We start from the raw sequence: 20639 nt of genomic DNA, 5'->3' as shown, positions 1-20639 counted from the left end.
CTCTATACGCACCTACCGCTGCCAGAAAGCGGCAGCAGGGTGCTATGCGCGCGCTTCGCCACCCAGCAGGCGCTGCGCGATGCCGGCAAACAGCGCGACGCCAGTTTCGAGCGATGCCTCGTCGATATCGAAATCAGCGGCGTGGTGCACGGCTGGTATATCGCTGCCGATGATGCAATAGGCGGCCGAGCCGCCGTTCTCCCGCACATGGCGGATCATCAGGCAGGCATCGTCGCCACCCCCGATCGACCATTCCGGCAGCACCTCGGTGACGCCGGGCAGGCCACGCGCCACGTCGGCGATGAGGTCGGTGGCGTTCCGGCTGTTCTCGTTGCCGGGCATGTGGTTCTTGCGCACGATATCCACGCCGCATTGCTGCATGGCGGCGGCGCCCTCGATGACCGCGTGCAGCCGCTCGACCATGTAGTCGTGCGCCGCACGGTCGTCGGCCCGCACCTCCACCAGCATCTCGCAGGTGTCGGCCACGATGTTGAAGGCCGTACCGGCGCGCAGAACGCCGACATTGACGAAGGTTTCCGCACCGGCAAAACGCGAAATGCCGTGCAAGCCGAGCGCCGCCGAGGCCCCGGCCAGCAGCGCGTTGCGCCCCTCCTGCGGCCCCATCGCCGCATGGGCGACAGCCCCGCGGAACGTGACGACAAAGCGGCTGGAGAACAGGAAGCCGACAGCGCTGGCACCGATCCTGCCGGACGGCAACAGGCAGCCGAGATGGCCGACAAAGAGATGATCGACAGCGTCGACCGCGCCGCCCGCCACCATGGGCGCAGCACCGCGGGCGCTTTCCTCCGCCGGCTGGAAGATCAGGCGCAGAGTGCCGGAAAGTCCCTTCTCCGCGCAAAGCCGGTGGGCGAGCGCGAGGCCGATGCCAACATGGCCATCATGACCGCAGGCATGCATGCGGCCGGCAAAACGCGAGCGGTAGTCCTCCGCATTCGGCCGGTGCGTCTCGGCCCCGGTCTCGTTGACCGGCAGCGCATCCATGTCAAAGCGGAAGGCGACGATCGGCCCGTCGCCAAAACGATAGTCCGCGACGACCCCGGTCAGGCCCTCCGGCATACGGTCCATCCAGACAGGATCGCCGCCCGTGGCAAGAGCCGCCTGCTTTGCTGCCACCACCGCCTCAGCCGAGGGCGGATCGATGACGACGGCTGGATCCATCACGTCCCGGCCGGTGCGCACGGCAAAACCGAGATGGTCAAGATAGGCGGCAACGCGCGAGGCGGTACGGTATTCGAGGAAGGCCGTTTCCGGATGGCGATGCAGGTCGCGGCGCACGGTGACGGCGGGCGCATTGCTGGTGGCGATCATCTCGGCAAGGGTCATGGTGGTTCCTGTCAGTTTAGCCGCGGCTGGCAAGGGAAACGCCGAGCGTGGCGATGCAGAGGCCGGCAATCTGGACCAGGGTGAGGCTTTCGCCAAAACCGATCCAGGCCATCAGGGCCGAGACGCCGGGCACGAGGAAGAAGAGCGACGACACCTTGGACAGTGCGCCCTGGCGGATCATGTGCAGGAGCAAGAGGATCGCCCCGAGCGACATGCCGAAAACCGACCAGGCAAGGCCGATCCACAACGGCACCGCCGTCGTATCGAAGGCCGGCCCGCCGACGAAGGGCACGAGGATCGCCGTCGGCACCAGCGCGCCGATATATTGTGCAGCGGTGTTGGTCAGCGGATCGGCGGTGATCCTGGTGCGCTTGACCAGGATGGAGCCGGTGGTAATAGCAAGCACGCCCGCAAGGCAGACGAGAAGCGGCACGAGAGGAATGCCGCCGGCATCCGTCGCGCCGAGCTTCGGCGCCAGGGTGACCAGCGTGCCGATGGCGCCGATGACGATGCCGATGGCGCCGCGCCGCGACATGCGCTCACCGAGCAGCCGGCCGGCCAGCAACGTCACGAGCAGCGGCTGCATGCCCGCCATCAGCGCGGAAATCGCCGTCGGCAGGCCGTTTGCCACCGACCAGAAGACACCACCGAGATAAAGGCCGTGGATCAGCACGCCGGCGAGCAGCGCCTGTCGCCATTCCTGCGCCGCGCGCGGCCAGCGGGCCCCCTTCCAGAGCGCGATGGCGGCGAGTGCCAGAAAGGCAAGACAGAAGCGCACGGCAAGGAAGGTCAGCGGCTCCGCATGGGGCGCGACGAGCCGCGCCAGCACGAAGCCGCTCGACCACAGCGGCACAAAGATCGCCGGCAGCAAGAGACCGGTGCTGACCGATGGAGCGGTGGTGTTGGCGGGTGCGTTCACGGAAGGCCCCGAATGCTCAAGACCGGGTTTTCGAGCAGCACGCCCGTCGTGCCGTCGGCGATGCCGCGGTCGGTCTGGTGTGGGCCGGCATTGCAGGCGAGCGTCGCGCCGAAGACGGCCTTGAACACCAGGTAGGGCGGTTGCCAGTCGACGATGCCATCGGCCGCGGTGCGCAGCGCCGAGAAGGCGGCGGCCACGTCCTCAAGCGGCGCATCGGAAATCAGGCCGGAGAGCGGCAGCGCGAGCAGCGCCAGCACCTTGCCCTCCGCCGCTACGGCCATGCCGCCGCCGGCGGCAATCACCGCATTGGCCGCCACGGCCATGTCCCGCGTGTTGCTACCGAAGACCGTGAGGTTGTGGCTGTCATGCGAGACGGTGGTGGCAAGCGCGCCGCGCCAGTCACCCCAGCCGGACAGGAGGCCGACGCGGGGCCGTGCATCCGTCTTGCCGTGCCGGTGCGCCACCGCGATCAGCGTGGTTCCGGCGGGCGGAACGACAAAACCGTTCTCGACCTTCGCGACGGCCTCGCCCCATTCGGTGAAGCGCGGTTTGGCGATCAGGGCGACGGTCGCCTCGCTGCCCGCACAGGGAATACGGAAATCGTCGTCCACGAGCGGCGCGAGATGCATGGAGCCGCGAAGCGGCGCCGCGTCGATTTCCTGTGCCGCTTCGATGAGGGCACCATCGCGAGCAACAAGACGCCCGCTGCAAAAGACCCGTTTCGCTTGAAAATCGGCAAGATCCCGGAACAGCACGATGTCGGCCCGGCGGCCGGGAGCGATGAGGCCGAGATCGTCGCGGCGGATGCGGCGGGCAGCGTTCAGCGTGGCGGCCTGCAAGGCCCATTCCGGCTTCATGCCGTAGCGCACAAGGCGGCGCACCACGTCGTCGAGGCCGCCGGCGGAAAAAAGGTCGTCCGGGAAGACGTCGTCGGTGCACAGCGTCACCGTTTGCGGGAAGTGGGGCAGCGCGTTGAGGGCCGCGACGCATTCGGGCAGAAGGTGATCGTGCGAGCCGCGCAATTCGATGGTGAGGCCGGCACGCAGTTTCTGCACGAGATCCTCACCGGAGACGATCTCATGATCGGAGCTGATGCCCGACGTCACGAAAGCCTGCAGATCGGCACCGTCCAGGCTGCGCGCATGGCCGTGGATCGGCTTGCCGGACCGGCGGCCGGCAGCAAGGATGGCGCTCATGCGTGCCCTCCCCTCGATGACGGCGCGCATGTCCATCACCTCGGCAATGCCGCCGATCTCCGGGCGGGCGAGCAGTGCGGCGATGGTTTCCGCGGGAAAATCAGCGCCTGCCATTTCCAGATCCGGCGCGGACGGCACGCAGGAGGGTGCAAGCAGCACATGGCGCTGCGCCAGCGCGCCGGCTGCCTCCGCCGCCCAGTCGACACCAGCGACACCGTGCACATTGCCGAGCTCGTGTGGATCCCAGACAAGCGTGGTGACGCCGCGCGGCAGCGTCGCCGCGGCATAGGCCGCGGGGGTGATCATCGAGCTTTCGACATGCATATGCGTATCGATGAGGCCGGGCGAGACGAAGAGCCCGGTGGCGTCGACTGTCTCCGCCGCATCCTGCCGGGCATCCGGCGCATGAACGCTCGCAATCAGCGGGCCGACGAGGCCGATATCGGCAGGGCGGCACTCGCCCGTCACCATGTCGACCAGCGTGCCGCCACGGATGAGGATATCGAAGGCGCGGTCGCCGCGGGCCGCCGCGACGGCGTTTTCCCTCAGGGTCTCGTCGTCGAGGTCGCAAGCGTCGGTCCGGCCGGTCATCGCTGCGCCTCCGCAGTCAGCGCGCCAAGGATGACCGCACGCGCGGCATCCACGTCGATATCGGAGACGAAGGCGGCATTGCGTCTTGCCGCGGCGGCGCGAACATCCACAACCGTACGTCCACGGGTCAGCATTCCGGACAGTTCCACGTCGATGCGGGCAGCAGTAAAGGTCACCAGCTCCGGTCGCACGAAGACGACGGCAGCGCAAGGGTCGTAGATGGCCATGCCGGGACGGCCACGGCTTGTCCCGATGGAGATGTATCCGGCAAGAAGATCGGCCAGAAGGTCGGCATTCCGCCCGCCTGCAGTGCGGACCGGCGCGGCGTCGTCCGGAAAGGCGACGACCTTGCGGCAGAGGTCGAGATCGACCATGCGCAGCGGCAGGCCATGGGCGAGCACGATGGCGAGCGCTTCCGGGTCGGCGAAGGCGTTGAATTCGGCCGAGGCCGTGTGGTTGCCGGCGGTGACGCCGCCGCCCATCCAGGTAAGATCGTCGATCTTCTTCGCCAGATCCGGCCGGGCGAGCGCGAGCGCGGCGATGTTGGTGAGCGGGCCGAGGGCGAGGATGCGGCGCGGGCTTTCCATCGTCTCCAGCCAATGGCAGAGGGCCGAGAAGGCATCGCTCTCCGGCAGCAGCGGCGCCGGCGGCAGGCTGCGGCCGGCGGTCAGCATGCCGGCTTCGGAAAGGATGTTTTCCGCGGTTTCGAGGCGGCCCAGGACCGGCAGGGACCGGCCGTCGTGGAGGGGAAAGCTCCAGCCGAAGGCTGCTGCAGCCGAGGCCGCATTCTGTCGCACCTGCGCAAAGCCGGAATTGCCGAAGACCAGCGATATGCCGTCGATGGGCTCCCTCGCATGCGCCACCACGAGGATGGCGGCGATGTCGTCGAACCCCATATCCGTATCGATCCAGACGCCCATCGCCGTCACGCGAAACGCTGGAGGGGTGCAGCCGCCTTCAGCGGCAGGTCGAAGGCGAGGTCAGCACCGAGTGCATGGACCGGCAGCGCGGCACTGACCTCGGCCGTGATGGGGCCGAGCGGCGTGTCGAGCAGGTATTCGCGCAGATTGCCCGTGAAGGAAACGCTCTTCACCTTGCCCCTGAACGGGCCGGCATCGAGCACGACGCCTGCCGGGCGCCAGGCAAGACCCGCGGCATTGCCGGGCAGCGTCTCGGCAAGCGCGGTCGCGCCCGCGGGCGTAGCAAGCTTGCCGTCCTTCAGCGCGAAGACATTTTCGAATCCGACGAAGTCGGCGACGAAGGAAGAGACGGGGTTGTTGTAGATTTCCTCAGGCGTGCCGATCTGCTCGACCAGGCCGTCACGCATCACGACGATGCGGTCGGCGAGCGACAAGGCTTCGGCCTGGTCGTGGGTGACGAAGATCATGGTGACCCCGGTCTCCTTCTGCACGCGCTGCAGCTCGGCGCGCATTTCGACGCGCAGGCGCGCATCGAGATTGGAGAGCGGCTCGTCGAGCAAGAGCACCTTCGGCTCCATGACCATGGAACGGGCGAGCGCCACGCGCTGCTGCTGGCCGCCGGAAAGTTCCGCCGGCTTGCGGCCGGAGAAGGCGGAAAGGCCGACCGACTTCAGGCCGGCGGTGACACGCGCCTCGATGTCGGCGGCCGGCATGCGCTTCAAACGCAGACCGAAGGCGACGTTTTCGAAAACGGTCAGATGCGGGAAGAGCGCGTAGGACTGAAAGACCAGGCCGACATTGCGCTTGTTGGCGGAAACGCGGGTGATGTCCGTGCCGTCGAGCGTGATGCGACCGGAGGTCGGCGTCAGGAGGCCGGCGATCGAGCGCATGGTCGTCGTCTTGCCGCAGCCGGACGGGCCGAGAAAGGCGACGAGTTCGCCCTTCCTGATGTCGAGGTTGAATTTGTCGACGGCGATCGAATTGCCGTAGGAGAGCGTCAGGTTTTCGAGGGAGAGGAAAGCGCGATCAGACATAGCGGGAGAATCCAAGGAAGCGTTCTGCGAGGAAGACGATGCCGATCGACATCAGGGCCAGAAGGGCCGACAGCGCAGCGACGGAGGGATCGTAGGTGGTTTCCATGTAGGAGAGCATGTCGATGGGCAGCGTGCGCACGCCAGGACCGGACAGGAACAGCGAGACGGGCACCTGGTTGAAACTCGTTACGAAGCCGAGGATGAAGGCGGCGAGAATGCCCGCCCGGATGTTCGGCAGCACCACCATGAAGAAGGCGCCGAGGCGGGTGGCGCCGAGCAGCACCGCCGCCTCCTCCATGTCGGAGCGCAGGTTGTTGAAGCTGGAGGAGACGACGCGCACCGTATAGGGCAGCACGAGGGCCGTATGGGCAAGGAACAGCGCGACGCCGATCGAGAAACTGAAGGGCACGACGAGATAGCGCAGGAGCGCGAGACCGACGATGATGCCGGGCACGATGATCGGCAGGGTAACGATGGTGTTGATCGTCTCGCCGAAGGGCAGCTTGTAGCGCGACAGCGCATAGGCCGCCGGCACGCCGAGCAACAGCGCAACGAAGGTGCCGCCGACGGCGAGGATCATCGACATGATGAAGCTGTCGCGGAAACTCTCGACGGTGAAGACCTTCAGCACCCATTTGAGCGACAGGCCCTGCGGCGGGAAGGCAAGCGTATCGCCGGCCGAAAGCGAGGCGGCAACGATGATCAGGAACGGGCCGATCAGGAAGACGATCAGTGCGGTAAGGATGGTGAAGGACAGCGTGCGGTTCATCGCTTGTTCCTCGCGGTGGCGAGCCGTTTCAGGAGAAGGTTCGCGGCAAAGCACATGGCGATCAGGATGAAGGCGATGACGCTTGCAGAGACGAAGTCGTTGGCGACGGTGACGCGCTGGAAGAGTAGCGTCTCCAGCATCAGCACCTTGGAGCCGCCGAGGATGGCGGGCGTGATATAGGCCGTCAGCGAACCGGTGAAGACCAGGGTGCCGCCGACAACGAGGCCTTCGCGCGTCAAGGGCAGGATGACCTTCCAGAACACCTGGAACCAGTTGGCGCCGAGCACCCGGGCGGCGAGGATGGCATCCTTGGGCATGTTTTCCAGCGCGCTGATCAGCGACAGGATCATCAGCGGCAGGAAGAGCTGCAGGAGGCCGATAAAGACGGCCGTCTCGGTAAAGAGCAGGCGGATCGGCTCGTCGCTGAGGCCGACGGCCTGCAGCGCCTGGTTGACGATGCCGGTGCGGCCGAGGATGACGATCCAGGCATAGGTGCGCGCGACCGGCGAGATCATCAGCGGCAGCGAGATGAGGCCGATCATGCGCCCCTTGCCGGAGGCGCTGAGATTGACGATCGCAAAGGCGGCGGCATAACCGATGATGGCGGACGCCACCGTCACGGCGATGCCGAGCTTGAACGTGCGCAGCAGAACCAGCCTGTTCAGTGGCTCAGAGAAGAAGTTTGTATAGGCCGAGAAGGTCCAGCCGGCCGGGCTGCGAAAGCCCTCCGCCAGCACGATGACCACAGGCACCAGGAAGATGACGGTCGCAAAGACGGCGGCCGGCAAGGCCAGCGCCAGGGCTTCAGCGCGATTTTGAAACATGCGTGCTCCTGCCGAAAAGAGGGCAGCGGTTCGGGGTGATGGGAAGCGCAGAGGGCTTCCCTCTGCCTGCCGGCATCTCCCCACGAGGGGGAGCGGTCGCGTATAGAGATTGCCCCTCATCCGGCCTGCCGGCCACCTTCCCCCCGCAAGCGGGGCGAAGGAGATATGCCGTGCCGGCTTGCCCAATTCCTCAACGGTTCGTAGGGCAAGTCCCCTCTCCCCGCTTGCGGGGAGAGGGTGAGGGGCAACTTAGTGCGATCGCCTTCGGTTCAGAACGCCTTTTACTGCGCGACCGTCGCGTTCCACTCGGCAAGCCACTTCTCACGGTAGTCGAGGGTGGTGGCGGCCGGCAGGAAGGTCAGCTTGTTGGCGACGTCGGCGCCGTAGGTCAGCTTTTCGGCGATCTCGGGCGCGACGACGACTTCCTTGTTCGCCGGGCTGTCGATCAGCATTTCGGCGATCTTGGTCTGCATCGGCGTCGAAAGCCAGAAATCCATGAACTTCAGGGCCAATTCCTGGTTCTTGGAGCCCTTGACGAGCACCATGGCGTTCATATCGCCAGCGTCGCCTTCCTTGGTGGCGGCCCAGCCGATCGGCAGGTCCAGCTTCGAGATGCCGGCCCAGGAGAAGTGCCCCATCGGCGCGGCCCAGATCTCTTCTTGCTGCATGAGCTGCACGAGCTGCGAGCTCTTGACGTAGAAGGTGACGAACTCGTCGCGCTTCTCGCCGACGGCGGCCATGGCATCCTTGAGATCGGGCGAATCCTTGCCGAGCGCCTTGCCGATCATGTTCAGCACCGGTCCACCCTGGTTGGTGGTGATGTTCGGCAGGGCGACATGGCCGGCATAGTCGTCCTTCAGGAGATCCGCCCAGGATTCGATCTTCATCTTGTCGGTGCGGTAGGCGATGCCGGTCTTGTAGATCGTGTAGCCGACGCTCATGCCGTCGCCGTTCGGGTCCTTGGCGAAATCATAGAGCTTGTCGTAGTTGGAAAGCTTCGTCGTATCGATCTTGTCGGTCAGGCCCTTGCGCGCGGCGGAAAGCGCATCGGCAAGCGAGAAGACGGCCATGTCGATGACCGGAGCGTCCTTGTTGGCGTCCAGCTTGGCCAGGCGCTCGATGCTGTTGCCGGTCTCGACGACCAGCTTGCAGCCGCATTCGGCCTCGAAGGGCTTGTAGAGCGCCTCGGTGAATTCCTCCTGGACGAAGCCATAGACGGAAATGGTCAGCGTCTGCTCCTCGGCGGATGCAAGCGCTCCGCTCATGAGCCAGAAGACGCTGGCGGCCAGTACTTTCTTATGCATGCGGGGACTCCTCCTCAAAAAAACCGGCAGATGGCGCGGGACCACTGGAACGGCGGATGACAAGCTCCATCGGCACGGCGGCCTTGCGAGCGGTGACGGGCGGGCTCGGCGTGTCGTCCGAGGCCTCGCGGGACTGGATCGCCTCGACCAGCGCATCGAGCGCCAGCGTCGCGATTTCCGGCATGTTCATCTTCACGGTCGTCAGCGGCGGCGAGATGAAGGACGACCATTGCAGATTGTCGAAACCGGTGATGCTGGCCTCCGCCGGAATGGCGATGCCGGCCGATTGCAGCTCGGTGAGCGCACGCAGTGCGTGGGGATCGGAGACGCAGGCGAAGGCGGTAAAGCCCCGCTTCCGCCAGTCTGCAAGCCCGAGCGCACAGCCCTTGCCGTGCCGGGCCTCCAGTTCGACGATCCAGATGGTCTCCGTCCTGATGCCCGACAGCGCGGAACGCATGCCATTGATACGGGCGTTCTGCACATTCGAGCTCGGATCGTCACCGATCAGAAGGATCCTGCTGTGGCCGAGCGCAGCAAGATGGCCGGCAGCCTCCGCGCCGCCGGCGAAATGATCCGCCGAGACTGTGTTGCGCGGGGTCGTCGGCGTGTCGATGATCGCAATGGGGCAGCGCGTTTCCGGCACCGTCGTGCCGCGGCGGGGAACGATGACGATGCCGTCCACCCCGCGCTCGATGAGCTGGAAGATCGCCTTGTCCTGCGCGGCGATCTCGTCGCGCGAGTTGGCGATCAGCACGCCGTAGCCCGCCCCCGTCGCCACGCGCTCGATTTCCTGCGCGATTTCCGGATAGAGCGGATTGCCGATATCGGGCAGAACGAGGCCGAGAACGCCGCTGCGGCCGGTGCGCAGGGCCCTGCCCGCCTGGCTCGGCACATAGCCCAATTCGTCCGCCGCATCGCGGATGCGCTTGGCAAGTTCCGGCGATAGCCGCCCCTTGCCCGACAGCGCATTCGATACCGTCGCAATCGACACCCCAAGGTGGCGCGCCAGTTCCGAAAGGTTGGGTCGCGAAGGCTTCACGGCTGGTCACCGATGTGATTAAACGTTTAATCACATTAGCACAGTTTAAAACATTGTCAATCGGCGCCGTTTTTTGCCGGTGGAAAACAGGGGCCGGCGGCAGCGTTCCCGTGGAAAGCGACCGCCGGAAGCACACGCCGTCAGTTTGATGACGCTGCAGCAAGCTGTTCAGAATCCAGAGGAAAAGCCGGGCGGCGAAGGCGCGTATAGGTCCTGCGCGCAAGATCCGGCGAGCTCAGCCCGCCAGCATCCGTCACGATCATGCGCGCGGCGATCGGCCCGAAGGCGCCCTTGAAATGCTGCATGGATTTCACCGCGAGGATCGCCCTTTTGGTCGGCTCTATGCCCACGGCGCGGAAGATGTTCTTGTCCAGCATCTGCATGCGCTCGGAAACGATCATGATGTCGAGCCCATCGACGCGCAGGCAAACACTCGTGCCGCAGGTGCCGGGCAGGCCGGTGAACATCGGCCCCTCGAAGACGAACCTGCCGTCGGTGATCGCCATCACCGTGCCGGTCACCGTCAGGGGACCGCCACCGACCGCCGGGTCCGTGCGCCCGCCAATCGTCACCGTGACCTTTGCCCCGACGCCAGCCTCTGCGATCTCGCGGACCGCATCGGGATCCAGCAACGCCCCGGCGGCGGCATCGGTGAGCTGCGCGTCCAGCATGGCGGCGATCAGGGCCGTGCAGTCGCTATAGGCGCCCGATCCGGGATTGTCGGAAAAATCCGCCACCACGACGATGCCGTCCCTGGGATCGGCGTCCGTCAGTTCCGCGATGCATGCCGAGAGCGGCACCGGCTGCGTCCACTCGTTGCGGTAGGACCAGATGGCCGCGCAGAGCCTTTCCCCGACGCCCTCCGCCGCTGCGACCGGCACGGTGGCGCTGTCATAGGTGACGACGACGCTTGGTCCGGCGGCCCAGACATCGGCATCGGTGAAGCCGGCATTGATCGAGACGACGAGCACGCCCGGCGCCGCTGCTTCCGCCGCCGCTTTTTCCAGTAGGCGGCACATCGGCCCGTTGTCCGTCGTGCGCCCGTCGTCGCAGCCGAGCAGCATGGGCGGGCGGCGGATGGCGAGTTTCGGCGCGATCTCGCCGGCCATCGCCCGGTGCAGCAGATCGCAGGCCTCGACGCCGACCTCCCGCATGTCGACATGCGGATAGGTGCGGAAGGAAACGGAGATCTGGGCAAGGTCCGCCAGGTCGTCGAAGATGTTGGCATGCAGGTCCAGCGTGATGGCGACGGGCACGGCATCCCCCACCACGGCACGAATTTCCCGCAGGAACTGGCAATCACCGTCCTCGTCCGTCTCCGTCACCATCGCGCCGTGCAGCGCCACGAAGATCCCGTCGAAGGGTCCGCTTTCCTTCAGCCGGCGCAGGCATTCCTGCGTGATCTCCGCGCGTGCCTCTTCAAGGATGATGCCGTTCGGTTCGGCGTGGGCAGCAACGATATAGACCGGCGTCCAGCCCCGCGCATGGGCAACCTCCATCGCTCCGCCCACTTCCGATCCCGTGCCCGCGAAGTTCTGCGGAATCTCGTCGCCCTTGAAGTAATGCGAGGCATGGAAATCGTCGATCCCGGTCCGCTTCAGCGTGAACGTGTTGGATTCGTTGATGAACTCTATAATGGCGACACGATAGGACATGAAATACCCTTCCCTGCCCGCAAGGGCAGACGATGAACTGGCGTGGAAAAATGCGGAATGCGGCCCGGTTTTCGAGGTGGCGCAAAGTTTCAGGAAGCCATGACGCCCCCGTCAGCTCTGCGCGATACGGCTGAGGAAACGTCGGGACCGCTCCTTCGCGTCGACGCCGAAGAACACGTCCGGCGGCGCCGCCTCGATGACTTCCCCCTTTTCCATGAAGACGATGCGGTCCGCGATCTTGCGGGCGAAGCCCATTTCGTGGGTCACGCACAGCATCGTCATGCCCTCGGCGGCAAGCCCGGCCATCACCTCGAGCACCTCTGCGATCGATTCCGGATCGAGCGCGGAGGTCGGCTCGTCGAAGAGCATGATCTCAGGCCGGAGGCAGAGGCCGCGCGCGATGGCGACACGCTGCTGCTGGCCGCCGGAAAGCTGATGGGGATATTTGCCGGCATGGCCGTCCATGCGCACCCGCGCGAGCAGCGCCATGGCAAGCGCCTCCGCCTCTTCCTTCGCGACACCATGCGTGTGGATCGGCGACAGGGTGCAGTTGCCAAGCACGGTCAGGTGCGGGATCAGGTTGAAATGCTGGAAGCACATGCCGACCCGGTTGCGCACCGCGCGAATGGTCTTCGGCGTCTCGTCGAGCAGGATGCCATCGACAGTCAGCCGGCCGGACTGGTGGGGTTCCAGCCGGTTGATACAGCGGATCAGCGTGGATTTTCCCGAGCCGGACGGACCGCACAGCACGATGCGCTCGCCGCGGGCGACCGAAAGGTCGATATCCTTCAGCACATGAAAGGCGCCGTAGAACTTGTTGAGCCGCTCGAAGCGGACGGCGGGCTGCTGCTGCATGAAGCTCTCCTACCGCGCGACCCAGGGCGTGCGCGCCTCGATCCGCCGCACGGCCCATTCGATGAGAAGGACAACGACCAGATAGTGCGCCGCCGCCACGTAATAGACGCCAAGGTCAAAGGTCTTCGAGAAGATGAACCGCGCCTGCCCCATCAGGTCGAAGACGGTAATGATGGCGACGAGCGAGGTGGACTTCAGAAGCAGGATCACCTCGTTGCCGAGCGCCGGCAGCGCCTTGGAAAGCGCGATCGGCAACAGCACCCGCCGGAAGGCCGTCCAGCGCGTCAGGTTGAGCGCCGCATTGGTTTCAAGCACAGACTTGGAAATCGTATCGAGGCTGCCACGGATGATCTCGGCCTGGTAGGCGGCGGTGTTGAGCACCAGAGCCAGAAGGCCGCAATAGGTGGCGTCACGGAAGAACCACCAGAGCCCAATCTGCCTGAGTTCACGGTTGAACTGGCCGACGCCGTAATAGATGAGAAACAACAGCACCAGCAGCGGCAGGCCGCGCAGCACGTTGACATAGCCGAGCGCAAGGAGGCCGAGCACGCCCCTGGAGCGCGAACGCGCCACGCCGATCGGCACCGCGAGGAAGAAGCCGATGACGACCGCCGAGACGGTGAGACCGATCGTGGTGAGGAGGCCGTCGCGCCAGAGCGGCAGATTGTCGAGCCAGAGATCAAGCATGCGAGCCTCCGGCGGCGGAAAACCCGCGCGATGCCCGCAGCTCCAGTGCCTTCTGCGCCCGCGACGACAGGGTCACCAACGCGACATAGAGCATGCCGATGGCGAGATAGAACAGGAACGGTTCGCGCGTCGTGTTGATCGCCATGACGGCGACATGGGTGAGGTCGCTGAGCGCGATCACCGAAACGAGCGAGGTATCCTTCAAGAGGATCACCCAGAGATTGCCGAAGCCCGGCAGCGCATGGCGCCAGAGCTGCGGCAGGATCACCTTCTGGAACGCTCGCATGGGGGACAATCCCAGCGCCGCGGCCGCCTCGAACTGCCCGCGGCCCACCGCGTTCATCGCTGCACGCACGACCTCGCTGCCATAGGCGCTGATGACGAGGCTGAGCGCGACAAGCCCGGCGATGAAGGGGCTGATGGAGAAATCGCTTCCCGGCGATAGGCGCTGCGCCAGCCAGTTCAGCACCGCCTGAGCCTGGTAGTAGAGGATGAGAAGCGTCAGGATTTCCGGCAGGCTCTTGAAGAGCGTCGCATAGGCCTGCCCGAAGAGCCGCACCGGCGCCAAAGACGCGGTGCGTGCCCAATGCACGGCGAAGGACAGCGCGATCGCCACCGGAAAGGTGGCCAGCGCCAGCGCGAGGGTGACGGCAAGGCCCCGAAGGATCTCGTCGCCCCATCCGCCCGCGCCGAAGGCAAGAAGGGATAGCTGGTTCATGAACCTGTCCGGACAAGGGCTGACGGCGGGCGCAGCCCGGTTGCCGGGCTGCGCCAACGTTTCATGCGGTCAGGACCGGATTATTTTGCGAACAGCTCGCTCGCATTCTTCGGTTTCTGACGGATATCGAAGTCGAAGTATTTCTTGCGGATCGTTTCATAGGTGCCGTTGCCCACGAGGGTCGCCAGCGCCGCGTTCACCCGCTCGCGAAGGGCATTGTCCTCCTTGCGGAAGGCAAGGCCGGCGCCGAGCGTACCGTCCTGGAGGAACTCCTCGCCGACGAAGACGCAGCAGTCCTCGCCCTTGGCCAGCCAATCCGCGCTGGCGATCTTCGATTCCACCAGGAGGTCGAGGCGGCTGCTCTTCATGTCGAGGAAGGCCTCGCCCAGCGTCGGATAGAGCTTCACCTCATTGTCGGGGAAGAACTCCTTGAGCATGTCGGCCGCAATCGAGCCAGACTGCGTGCCGATCACCATGCCCTCGGCGGTGGCGGGCGTGACGTCCTTCAGGTCCAGGTCCTTCGACGCGACGAAACGCATGGCGTTGAAATAGTACGGCTCGGAGAAGCTTACCTGCTCCCTGCGCGCTTCCGTGATCGCCATCGACGAGGCGATGATGTCGAACTTGCTGGCCTGCAGCGCCGGAATGATGCCGCTCCACTCGTTGGTGCTCCACACGCATTCCGCCTTCAGCTCCGCGCAGATCGCGTTGCCGAGATCGATGTCGAAGCCCTTGAGCTGGCCATCCTCGGCAACATAGTTGAAGGGCGGATAGGCACCTTCCGCACCCATGCGGATCGTCTCGGCTGCGGCCGATGCTGCCCCCGACAGGACGATCGCGACCGCCGTGCACGCATAGAGCGCCATTTTTCTCATCATCGTTCCCTCATCGTGTTGTGTCGCCGGATTGCCTCGCCCACAGCCCCACCTTCCAGCGCATGACACCGAAGTGAAGGCAACAACCTGAATTTTCCGGGTCTTGGCGAACGATACATCCGGTCGGTTTTCGTTCTGCCCTTGTAGGATTACTGTTGAGCCGACGCTGCAACAATGCAAAAGATATATTCCTAACTATTAGTTTTCCTCATGGTTCGATGACAGACAGGCACCACCGTCGACAACTCGCCAATCTGCGCGCATTGCGCGCCTTCGAGGCCGTGGGCCACCACCGCAGCTTCACGGCGGCGGCGAGCGAGCTTGCCGTCAGCCAGGGCGCCGTCAGCCATCAGATCAAGCAGCTGGAGGAGCGGCTCGGCCGCCGCCTTCTGGAGCGCAACTCGCGCGGGGTCAGCCTCACCTCGGAAGGCAGCCTGCTGCTCGACGTCTGCACACGCGCCTTCGAGGATGTCGCCAATGTGCTCTCGCTCATCGGCCAGGAGACCGAGGCGAAGATCCTGCGTATCCGCACTGGCCCATTCTTCGCCATGGAGGTGCTGGTACCCCGCATGGCGGGCTTCCTCGAACAGAACCCCGGCATCCAGCTCCATCTCAGCAATCTGGAGGAGCGCAGCGGCGCCGTCGAGCGTGAGGACGCCCAGATCAAGTACTGCGTCCATCCTCCGGCCGGAGACTATGCCGTCGAGGTGCTGCGCGAACGCCTTGTCCCCGTCTGCAGCCCGGCGCTGCTCGCCAGCGTCGCGCAGGCCAGAGATCTCCTGTTCAGCCGCAGCGTCGCGCGCCTGCACTATCGCAACGCCAATGACTGGAAGAACTGGCTGACCCACAACAACCTGCAGGAGACGCAGACGAACGCCAATCTCTTCTTCGACGACCAGCATACGCTGCTTGCCGCCGCGCGCTCCGGCCACGGTATCGGCTTCTCGCACCGCGCCTTCGTCGAGGCCGACATTGCGCGCGGCACCCTGTGCGTGCTCTCGGAAGAGACCTTCCAGCCGGAGGAATCCTATAAATTCCTCTGTCCGAAGGAGAGTATCGAGGGCAACCCCGCCCTCGCCCGCTTCCGCGACTGGCTGCTGCAGGAAATCGAAACGGTGCGCTGACGTCAGAAGCTGGGCGGGCTGATCGCCCAGAGCACGACGGCCTCCCGGCTTCCCGGATTGCGGTAGCGGTGCGGCTCACCGGCGGAATAGGAGCAGCTGTCGCCCTCGCGCAGGTGGAAATGCCGTTCGCCGACCCACATCTCCAGTTCGCCTGTCACGACGAACCCGACGGCGTCACCCGCATGGGTGTAGCTTTCCGCGCTTTCGCTGCCCGGCGGCAGGCGGGTGTGAATCATCTCGAGCTGGAGGCTCATCTTCGGCGTCAGCAGTTCGTCGACGATGCCGCCGTCATACTGGATGCGCAGACGGTTGCCGCGGCGGATGACGTACCCCTGCTCGGCCTGCGGCACCGCCGCCGCACCGCCGAAAAACCATTGCACGGTGACCCCGAGACTGCGGGCAATACCGACCAGGGCCGGGATCGACGGGTAGGCAAGGTTGCGCTCGATCTGGCTGATATAGCCGGTCGAAAGGTCGCAACTTTCGGCCAACTGGGCGAGCGTCATACCCCGCCGCTTGCGCAAGCCGCGGATACGCTCGCCGAGCACCGGATCCTCGGTCACCGCGCCGCCCTGCCCTCCAAGAACATCCTCGTCCACCATCACCTCTTCCCTTTCCACGCGATACCGGCGCATGGCGGCAAAGTTGCCCAGAATAGAGCGCATGGCAACAGATTTTGCCGTTAGTAAAAAAAACCGTCGATTTTTTACTTTGAATAAAATATAAGCACCTGGCTTCGCTCAATCAGGATGGGAGGACTGAATGATGGAGAATGCACGGACCGATCGCGCCATGCGCCACTGTCGCAAGACCGGGAGCGCAGCATGACTACGTCCGCCGCCTTTCCGAACCTCTTCCAGCCGCTGACGATCCGCGGCGTGCGGCTGAAGAACCGCATCATGTCCACCGGCCACGACACGACGCTGCCGACCGATGGCCGCGTCAACGCGGCTCTCGTCGCCTACCACGAGGCCAGAGCCAAAGGCGGCGTCGGTCTTATCGTCTCACAGGTGGCCGGCGTGCACGAGACGGCGCGCTACACCTCGCACATGCTGATGGCGACGGACGACGGCTGCATCGAGGGCTATCGCAAACTGGCGGAAACCTGCCACGCCCACGGCTGCGCGCTCTTCTCGCAGCTTTTCCATCCCGGCCGGGAGATCATGGAGGGCGGCGACGGCCTGCTGACGGTCGCCTATGCCCCCTCCGTCACGCCCAACGAGCGGTTTCGCGTCATGCCGCGCGCGCTCGACCAGGCGATGATCGACGAGATCGTCGCCGGCTATGGCGCGGCCGCCCGGCGCATGCTGGAGGCCGGTGTCGACGGCGTCGAACTGGTGGCGAGCCACGGCTACCTGCCGGCGCAATTTTTGAACCCGCGCGTCAACCGCCGCACGGATGCCTATGGCGGCGCGCTGGAAAACCGGCTGCGTTTTGCCGAGGAAGCGCTGAAGGCGATCCGCGCCGCCACATCGGAGGATTTTGTCGTCGGCCTGCGCATCAGCGCCGGGGACCGCGATGAAAACGGCCTCACCCCGGACGAGGCGCTCGACGGCTGTCGCCTGCTCGAACCGCTGGTCGACTATGTCAACGTCACCGCCGGCACCTCTGCCTCGCTCGGCGGCGCAGTGCATATCGTGCCGCCCATGGCCTATCGCAACGCGTACCTCTCCAGCGACGCCGCCCGCTTCCGCAAGGCGCTGAGCGTACCGGTCTTCGTCGCCGGCCGTATCAACCAGCCGCAGGAGGCCGAGGCTGTCATCGCCGAGGGCGCAGCCGATGTCTGCGGCATGACGCGCGCGCTGATCTGCGATCCCGAGATGCCGGCTAAGGCCGAAGAAGGCCGCACGGACGATATCCGTGCCTGCATCGCCTGCAACCAGGCCTGTATCGGCCATTTTCACCGCGGCGTGCCGATCTCCTGCATCCAGCATCCGGAGACCGGCCGGGAACTTGCCTTCGGCACGCTGACCCCGGCCGCCCGGCCGAAAAAGGTCATGGTGATCGGCGGCGGGCCGGGCGGCATGAAGGCCGCCGCCATCGCCACCGCACGCGGCCATCAGGTCACGCTCTATGAAGCCGCAAACCAGCTCGGCGGGCAGGCCCTGCTCGCCCAGCAATTGCCGCGCCGCGCCGAATTCGGCGGCATCGTCACCAACCTGTCGCGCGAACTCGAACTGGCGCAGGTGCGCGTGGTCAAAGGCGTTCGCGTCGATGTGGCCCTTATCGAACAGGAAAGGCCGGACGCCGTCGTGCTCGCGACGGGCGCGAGCCCCTACCTGCCGGAAATCCCCGCCGACGACAGCGTGCAGGTGGTCGATGCCTGGCAGGTGCTGCGCCGCGAAGCCAAGACCGGCAGCCGCGTCGTCGTCGCGGACTGGCGCTGCGACTGGATCGGCCCCGGCATTGCCGAACTGCTGGTCAACGAGGGATGCAGCGTCGATCTCGCCGTCAACGGCACCCACCCCGGCGAGCTTCTGCCGCTCTATGTGCGCGACAACATCGCCGCTGAGCTGCACAGGAAGGGCGTCGGCATCACGCCCTATGCCCGGCTCTACGGCTGCGACGGCGGCACGGTCTACCTGCAACACACCGTCAGCGAACAGCCGATCCTCTTTGAGGAGGTGGATACGCTCGTCCTCTGTCTCGGGCATGCGCCAAACGACGCATTGCGGACGATGCTGACTGGACTGGTGCCGGAGATCCATCTCATCGGAGACTGTCTGGCGCCACGCACCGCCGAAGAAGCCGTCTATGACGGATTGAAAGCTGGAACCGCTCTCTAAGTTGCCATTTTGAAACGGCTTTGCTGCCGAACGCCCTTCCGCCAAGCAGATATCCGCCGAGGGCGGATCCCGGGCAATTCGGGAAAATCGTTGCGCCTTGATTTTAGCAGTTGCCAAAATGCCATTCACTTAATACGCTGTTAAGTGAGGAGCAAAACCATGGACGACATCGCGGTCGCGACGAGGAACCAGGCTGCCGTCGGCGAGAAGGTAAAAGCCTTCCGCACCGCCCGCCGCATGTCGTTGCGCACGCTGGGCGAGGCGACCGGAACGACCGCAAGTTTCCTCAGCCAGCTCGAACGGGGCCTTAGCGGCGTCAACATCAGCACGCTGATGCGCATTGCCGGTGCGCTCGGCATAAGCCTGACAGACCTTTTCGAGGAGGCCGCCCCGCCCGTCGGCCGCGTGCTGCGCAAGCATGAACGCCCGGCTTTGCCGCCGGCCGAGGGCTATCGGAAAATGCTTCTGTCACGGCGGCCGATCCGCGACATGGAAGTCTATATCGGCGAATTCGATCCCGGCGGCTCGACGGGCGACAAGCCCTACAGCCACGGGGATTCGCATGAACTCTTCTTCGTCCTCAAGGGTGAGGTGGAACTCACCCTCGGCGAGGAACGCCATGTGCTGTCGGCCGGCGACAGCATCGAATATCCGACCTCAGTTCCGCACAAGACCGTCAATATCGGCACGGAACCGGCCGAAGTGCTCTGGATGATCGCGCCGCCCACCAGCGTCGCCGATGACCTCGACAAATACCTGCCACGGCCGGGCTCGTAACCGCGGCAGGAACAATTCACGCGAGCGCTACTGGGAGTATCAGTGATGAGGAAATTTGCGAGGGCTTTTGCCCTGACGATGACGTGCGCCCTGGCGTTGCCGGCGTTTGCACAGGAAAAGCCGGTCGCCGGCGATGTGAAGGAAGGCTCGCTCAAGGGCAAGACGCTGACCTTCGTCTCCTATGGCGGCATCTACCAGGACGGCCAGGTCGCCGCCCTTCAGGATTTCGTCACGAAATCCGGTGTGACGCTGCTCAATGACGGCCCGACGGAGATCGCCAAGCTCAAGGCCCAGGTCGATGCCGGCAACGTCACCTGGGACGTGGTCGACACCGCCGACCTGCCGCCTTACGTGCATTGCGGCACGCTGTTCCAGAAGCTGGACTTCTCCAAGCTCGACGTTTCGAAAATCCCGCCCGGCCAGGTCGGCGAATGCTCGGTTCCGGCGATGAACTACGGCGTCGTGCTGATGTACAAGAACGAGACCTACAAGGACAATCCGCCGAAGAGCTGGGCCGATTTCTTCGACACGGAAAAATTCCCGGGCGTGCGCGCCATCGACGGTTCCGGCGATCCGACCGGCGGCCTGATCGAGCAGGCGTTCAAGGCGACGGGCGGCGACCCCAAGGCGATGACGCCTGACGATATCGAGAAGGGCATCCAGAAGCTGCGCGACCTCGGGCCCGACACGATCTACTGGAAGACCGGCGCGGAGAGCCAGCAGCTCGCCGAATCCGGCGAGGCCGACATGGTGATGATGTGGACCGGCCGCGCCATGACCGCGGTGAAGAACGGCGCCGCCTATACGCCCGTCTGGCAGGACTGGCTGGTCGTGATGGACCAGATGACCATCCCGGTCGGCGTCAAGGACACGGATGCCGCCTACGCGCTGCTGAATGCCTATCTCGGCGCGAATGCCCAGGCGATCCTCACCGAAAAGACCTCCTACACGCCGATCAACCTCGACGCCAAGCCGAAGGTCGACGACACCACCGCCGCCTTCCTCACCTCGACGCCCGAGCGCATCGCCCAAGGCTATCAGCAGAACATCCCGTTCTGGGTGAAGAATTTCGATCTCGCCGCGGAAAAGTGGAACGCGCTGCTTTCCGGTAACTGAGGCCTACGGCGGCGACTGCCCCTCACCCTACCCCTCTCCCCGCAAGCGGGGAGAGGGGACCTGCCCCACGAACCGGTTCTGATTGCGGAAAACGGTGCGGCCTATC

At 65.1% G+C, this 20639-nt stretch carries 19 protein-coding genes; 4 read left to right on the top strand and 15 right to left on the bottom strand.

Features of this window, described 5'->3' with window-relative positions; all coding sequences use genetic code 11:
- Nucleotides 1–42: 42 nt before the first annotated feature.
- The 14 genes from K0P03_RS26665 to K0P03_RS26600 all read right to left on the bottom strand — a co-directional run bounded on the left by K0P03_RS26665 (nt 43) and on the right by K0P03_RS26600 (nt 14733).
- Complete coding sequence (locus K0P03_RS26665; protein ID WP_272791135.1) at nt 43–1344, bottom strand: amidohydrolase; 1302 nt, start codon at nt 1342–1344, stop codon at nt 43–45.
- Between the two features lie 16 nt (nt 1345–1360).
- Nucleotides 1361–2263, bottom strand: a complete 903-nt coding sequence (locus K0P03_RS26660; RefSeq protein WP_272791134.1) for a DMT family transporter — start codon at nt 2261–2263, stop codon at nt 1361–1363.
- Nucleotides 2260–4050, bottom strand: a complete 1791-nt coding sequence (locus K0P03_RS26655; RefSeq protein ID WP_272791133.1) for an adenine deaminase — start codon at nt 4048–4050, stop codon at nt 2260–2262. The genes K0P03_RS26660 and K0P03_RS26655 overlap by 4 nt, the downstream gene beginning before the upstream one ends.
- Nucleotides 4047–4970, bottom strand: a complete 924-nt coding sequence (locus K0P03_RS26650) for a nucleoside hydrolase (protein WP_272791132.1) — start codon at nt 4968–4970, stop codon at nt 4047–4049. Before K0P03_RS26650 ends, K0P03_RS26655 begins: the two co-directional genes overlap by 4 nt.
- A gap of 5 nt (nt 4971–4975) precedes the next feature.
- A complete protein-coding gene (locus K0P03_RS26645; RefSeq protein WP_050744716.1) occupies nt 4976–6004 on the bottom strand; it encodes an ABC transporter ATP-binding protein in 1029 nt (342 codons plus the stop codon).
- Nucleotides 5997–6773: an ABC transporter permease gene (locus K0P03_RS26640; RefSeq protein ID WP_023513335.1), complete on the bottom strand. Its 777-nt coding sequence runs from the start codon at nt 6771–6773 to the stop codon at nt 5997–5999. Before K0P03_RS26640 ends, K0P03_RS26645 begins: the two co-directional genes overlap by 8 nt.
- A complete protein-coding gene (locus K0P03_RS26635) occupies nt 6770–7597 on the bottom strand; it encodes an ABC transporter permease (RefSeq protein ID WP_050744714.1) in 828 nt (275 codons plus the stop codon). The genes K0P03_RS26640 and K0P03_RS26635 overlap by 4 nt, the downstream gene beginning before the upstream one ends.
- A 281-nt stretch (nt 7598–7878) precedes the next feature.
- Nucleotides 7879–8901, bottom strand: a complete 1023-nt coding sequence (locus K0P03_RS26630) for an ABC transporter substrate-binding protein (RefSeq protein ID WP_023513333.1) — start codon at nt 8899–8901, stop codon at nt 7879–7881.
- Nucleotides 8894–9940 carry a LacI family DNA-binding transcriptional regulator gene (locus K0P03_RS26625; RefSeq protein WP_050744713.1) on the bottom strand — a complete coding sequence of 349 codons (1047 nt, stop codon included), beginning with the start codon at nt 9938–9940 and terminating at the stop codon, nt 8894–8896. Before K0P03_RS26625 ends, K0P03_RS26630 begins: the two co-directional genes overlap by 8 nt.
- Nucleotides 9941–10080: 140 nt before the next feature.
- A complete protein-coding gene (locus tag K0P03_RS26620) occupies nt 10081–11595 on the bottom strand; it encodes a M81 family metallopeptidase (RefSeq protein ID WP_272791131.1) in 1515 nt (504 codons plus the stop codon).
- 111 nt (nt 11596–11706) lie between these two features.
- Nucleotides 11707–12450, bottom strand: a complete 744-nt coding sequence (locus tag K0P03_RS26615; protein ID WP_272791130.1) for an amino acid ABC transporter ATP-binding protein — start codon at nt 12448–12450, stop codon at nt 11707–11709.
- Nucleotides 12451–12459: 9 nt separating this feature from the next.
- Nucleotides 12460–13137 carry an ABC transporter permease subunit gene (locus K0P03_RS26610; protein WP_272791129.1) on the bottom strand — a complete coding sequence of 226 codons (678 nt, stop codon included), beginning with the start codon at nt 13135–13137 and terminating at the stop codon, nt 12460–12462.
- Nucleotides 13130–13855 carry an ABC transporter permease gene (locus K0P03_RS26605; protein WP_272791128.1) on the bottom strand — a complete coding sequence of 242 codons (726 nt, stop codon included), beginning with the start codon at nt 13853–13855 and terminating at the stop codon, nt 13130–13132. The genes K0P03_RS26610 and K0P03_RS26605 overlap by 8 nt, the downstream gene beginning before the upstream one ends.
- An 80-nt stretch (nt 13856–13935) precedes the next feature.
- Nucleotides 13936–14733 carry a transporter substrate-binding domain-containing protein gene (locus K0P03_RS26600; protein WP_023513327.1) on the bottom strand — a complete coding sequence of 266 codons (798 nt, stop codon included), beginning with the start codon at nt 14731–14733 and terminating at the stop codon, nt 13936–13938.
- Between the two features lie 215 nt (nt 14734–14948).
- Between K0P03_RS26600 and K0P03_RS26595 the strand changes: the two genes are divergently transcribed.
- On the top strand, nt 14949–15854 hold the full coding sequence (locus K0P03_RS26595; RefSeq protein WP_050744708.1) for a LysR family transcriptional regulator: 906 nt from the start codon (nt 14949–14951) through the stop codon (nt 15852–15854).
- Nucleotides 15855–15856: 2 nt separating this feature from the next.
- Here the strand turns inward: K0P03_RS26595 and K0P03_RS26590 are convergent, their stop codons facing one another.
- Nucleotides 15857–16519: a helix-turn-helix domain-containing protein gene (locus tag K0P03_RS26590; protein WP_272791127.1), complete on the bottom strand. Its 663-nt coding sequence runs from the start codon at nt 16517–16519 to the stop codon at nt 15857–15859.
- Nucleotides 16520–16678: 159 nt separating this feature from the next.
- On the opposite strand from K0P03_RS26590, the gene K0P03_RS26585 reads away from it, so the two are divergent.
- The 3 genes from K0P03_RS26585 to K0P03_RS26575 all read left to right on the top strand — a co-directional run bounded on the left by K0P03_RS26585 (nt 16679) and on the right by K0P03_RS26575 (nt 20533).
- Nucleotides 16679–18640 carry an oxidoreductase gene (locus K0P03_RS26585; RefSeq protein ID WP_272791126.1) on the top strand — a complete coding sequence of 654 codons (1962 nt, stop codon included), beginning with the start codon at nt 16679–16681 and terminating at the stop codon, nt 18638–18640.
- A gap of 159 nt (nt 18641–18799) precedes the next feature.
- Nucleotides 18800–19417 carry a helix-turn-helix domain-containing protein gene (locus K0P03_RS26580; protein WP_272791125.1) on the top strand — a complete coding sequence of 206 codons (618 nt, stop codon included), beginning with the start codon at nt 18800–18802 and terminating at the stop codon, nt 19415–19417.
- A 45-nt stretch (nt 19418–19462) separates the two neighbouring features.
- Nucleotides 19463–20533, top strand: coding sequence for an extracellular solute-binding protein (locus K0P03_RS26575; RefSeq protein ID WP_443020609.1), 1071 nt, complete (start codon nt 19463–19465; stop codon nt 20531–20533).
- Nucleotides 20534–20639 lie beyond the last annotated feature (106 nt).

It is taken from the genome of Shinella sp. HY16 (genome assembly GCF_028534175.1).
In the GTDB taxonomy this organism is placed as follows: Bacteria; Pseudomonadota; Alphaproteobacteria; order Rhizobiales; family Rhizobiaceae; genus Shinella.
Note: the sequence above shows the minus strand (reverse complement) of the source record. Positions and strands in the feature narration are given on the sequence as shown.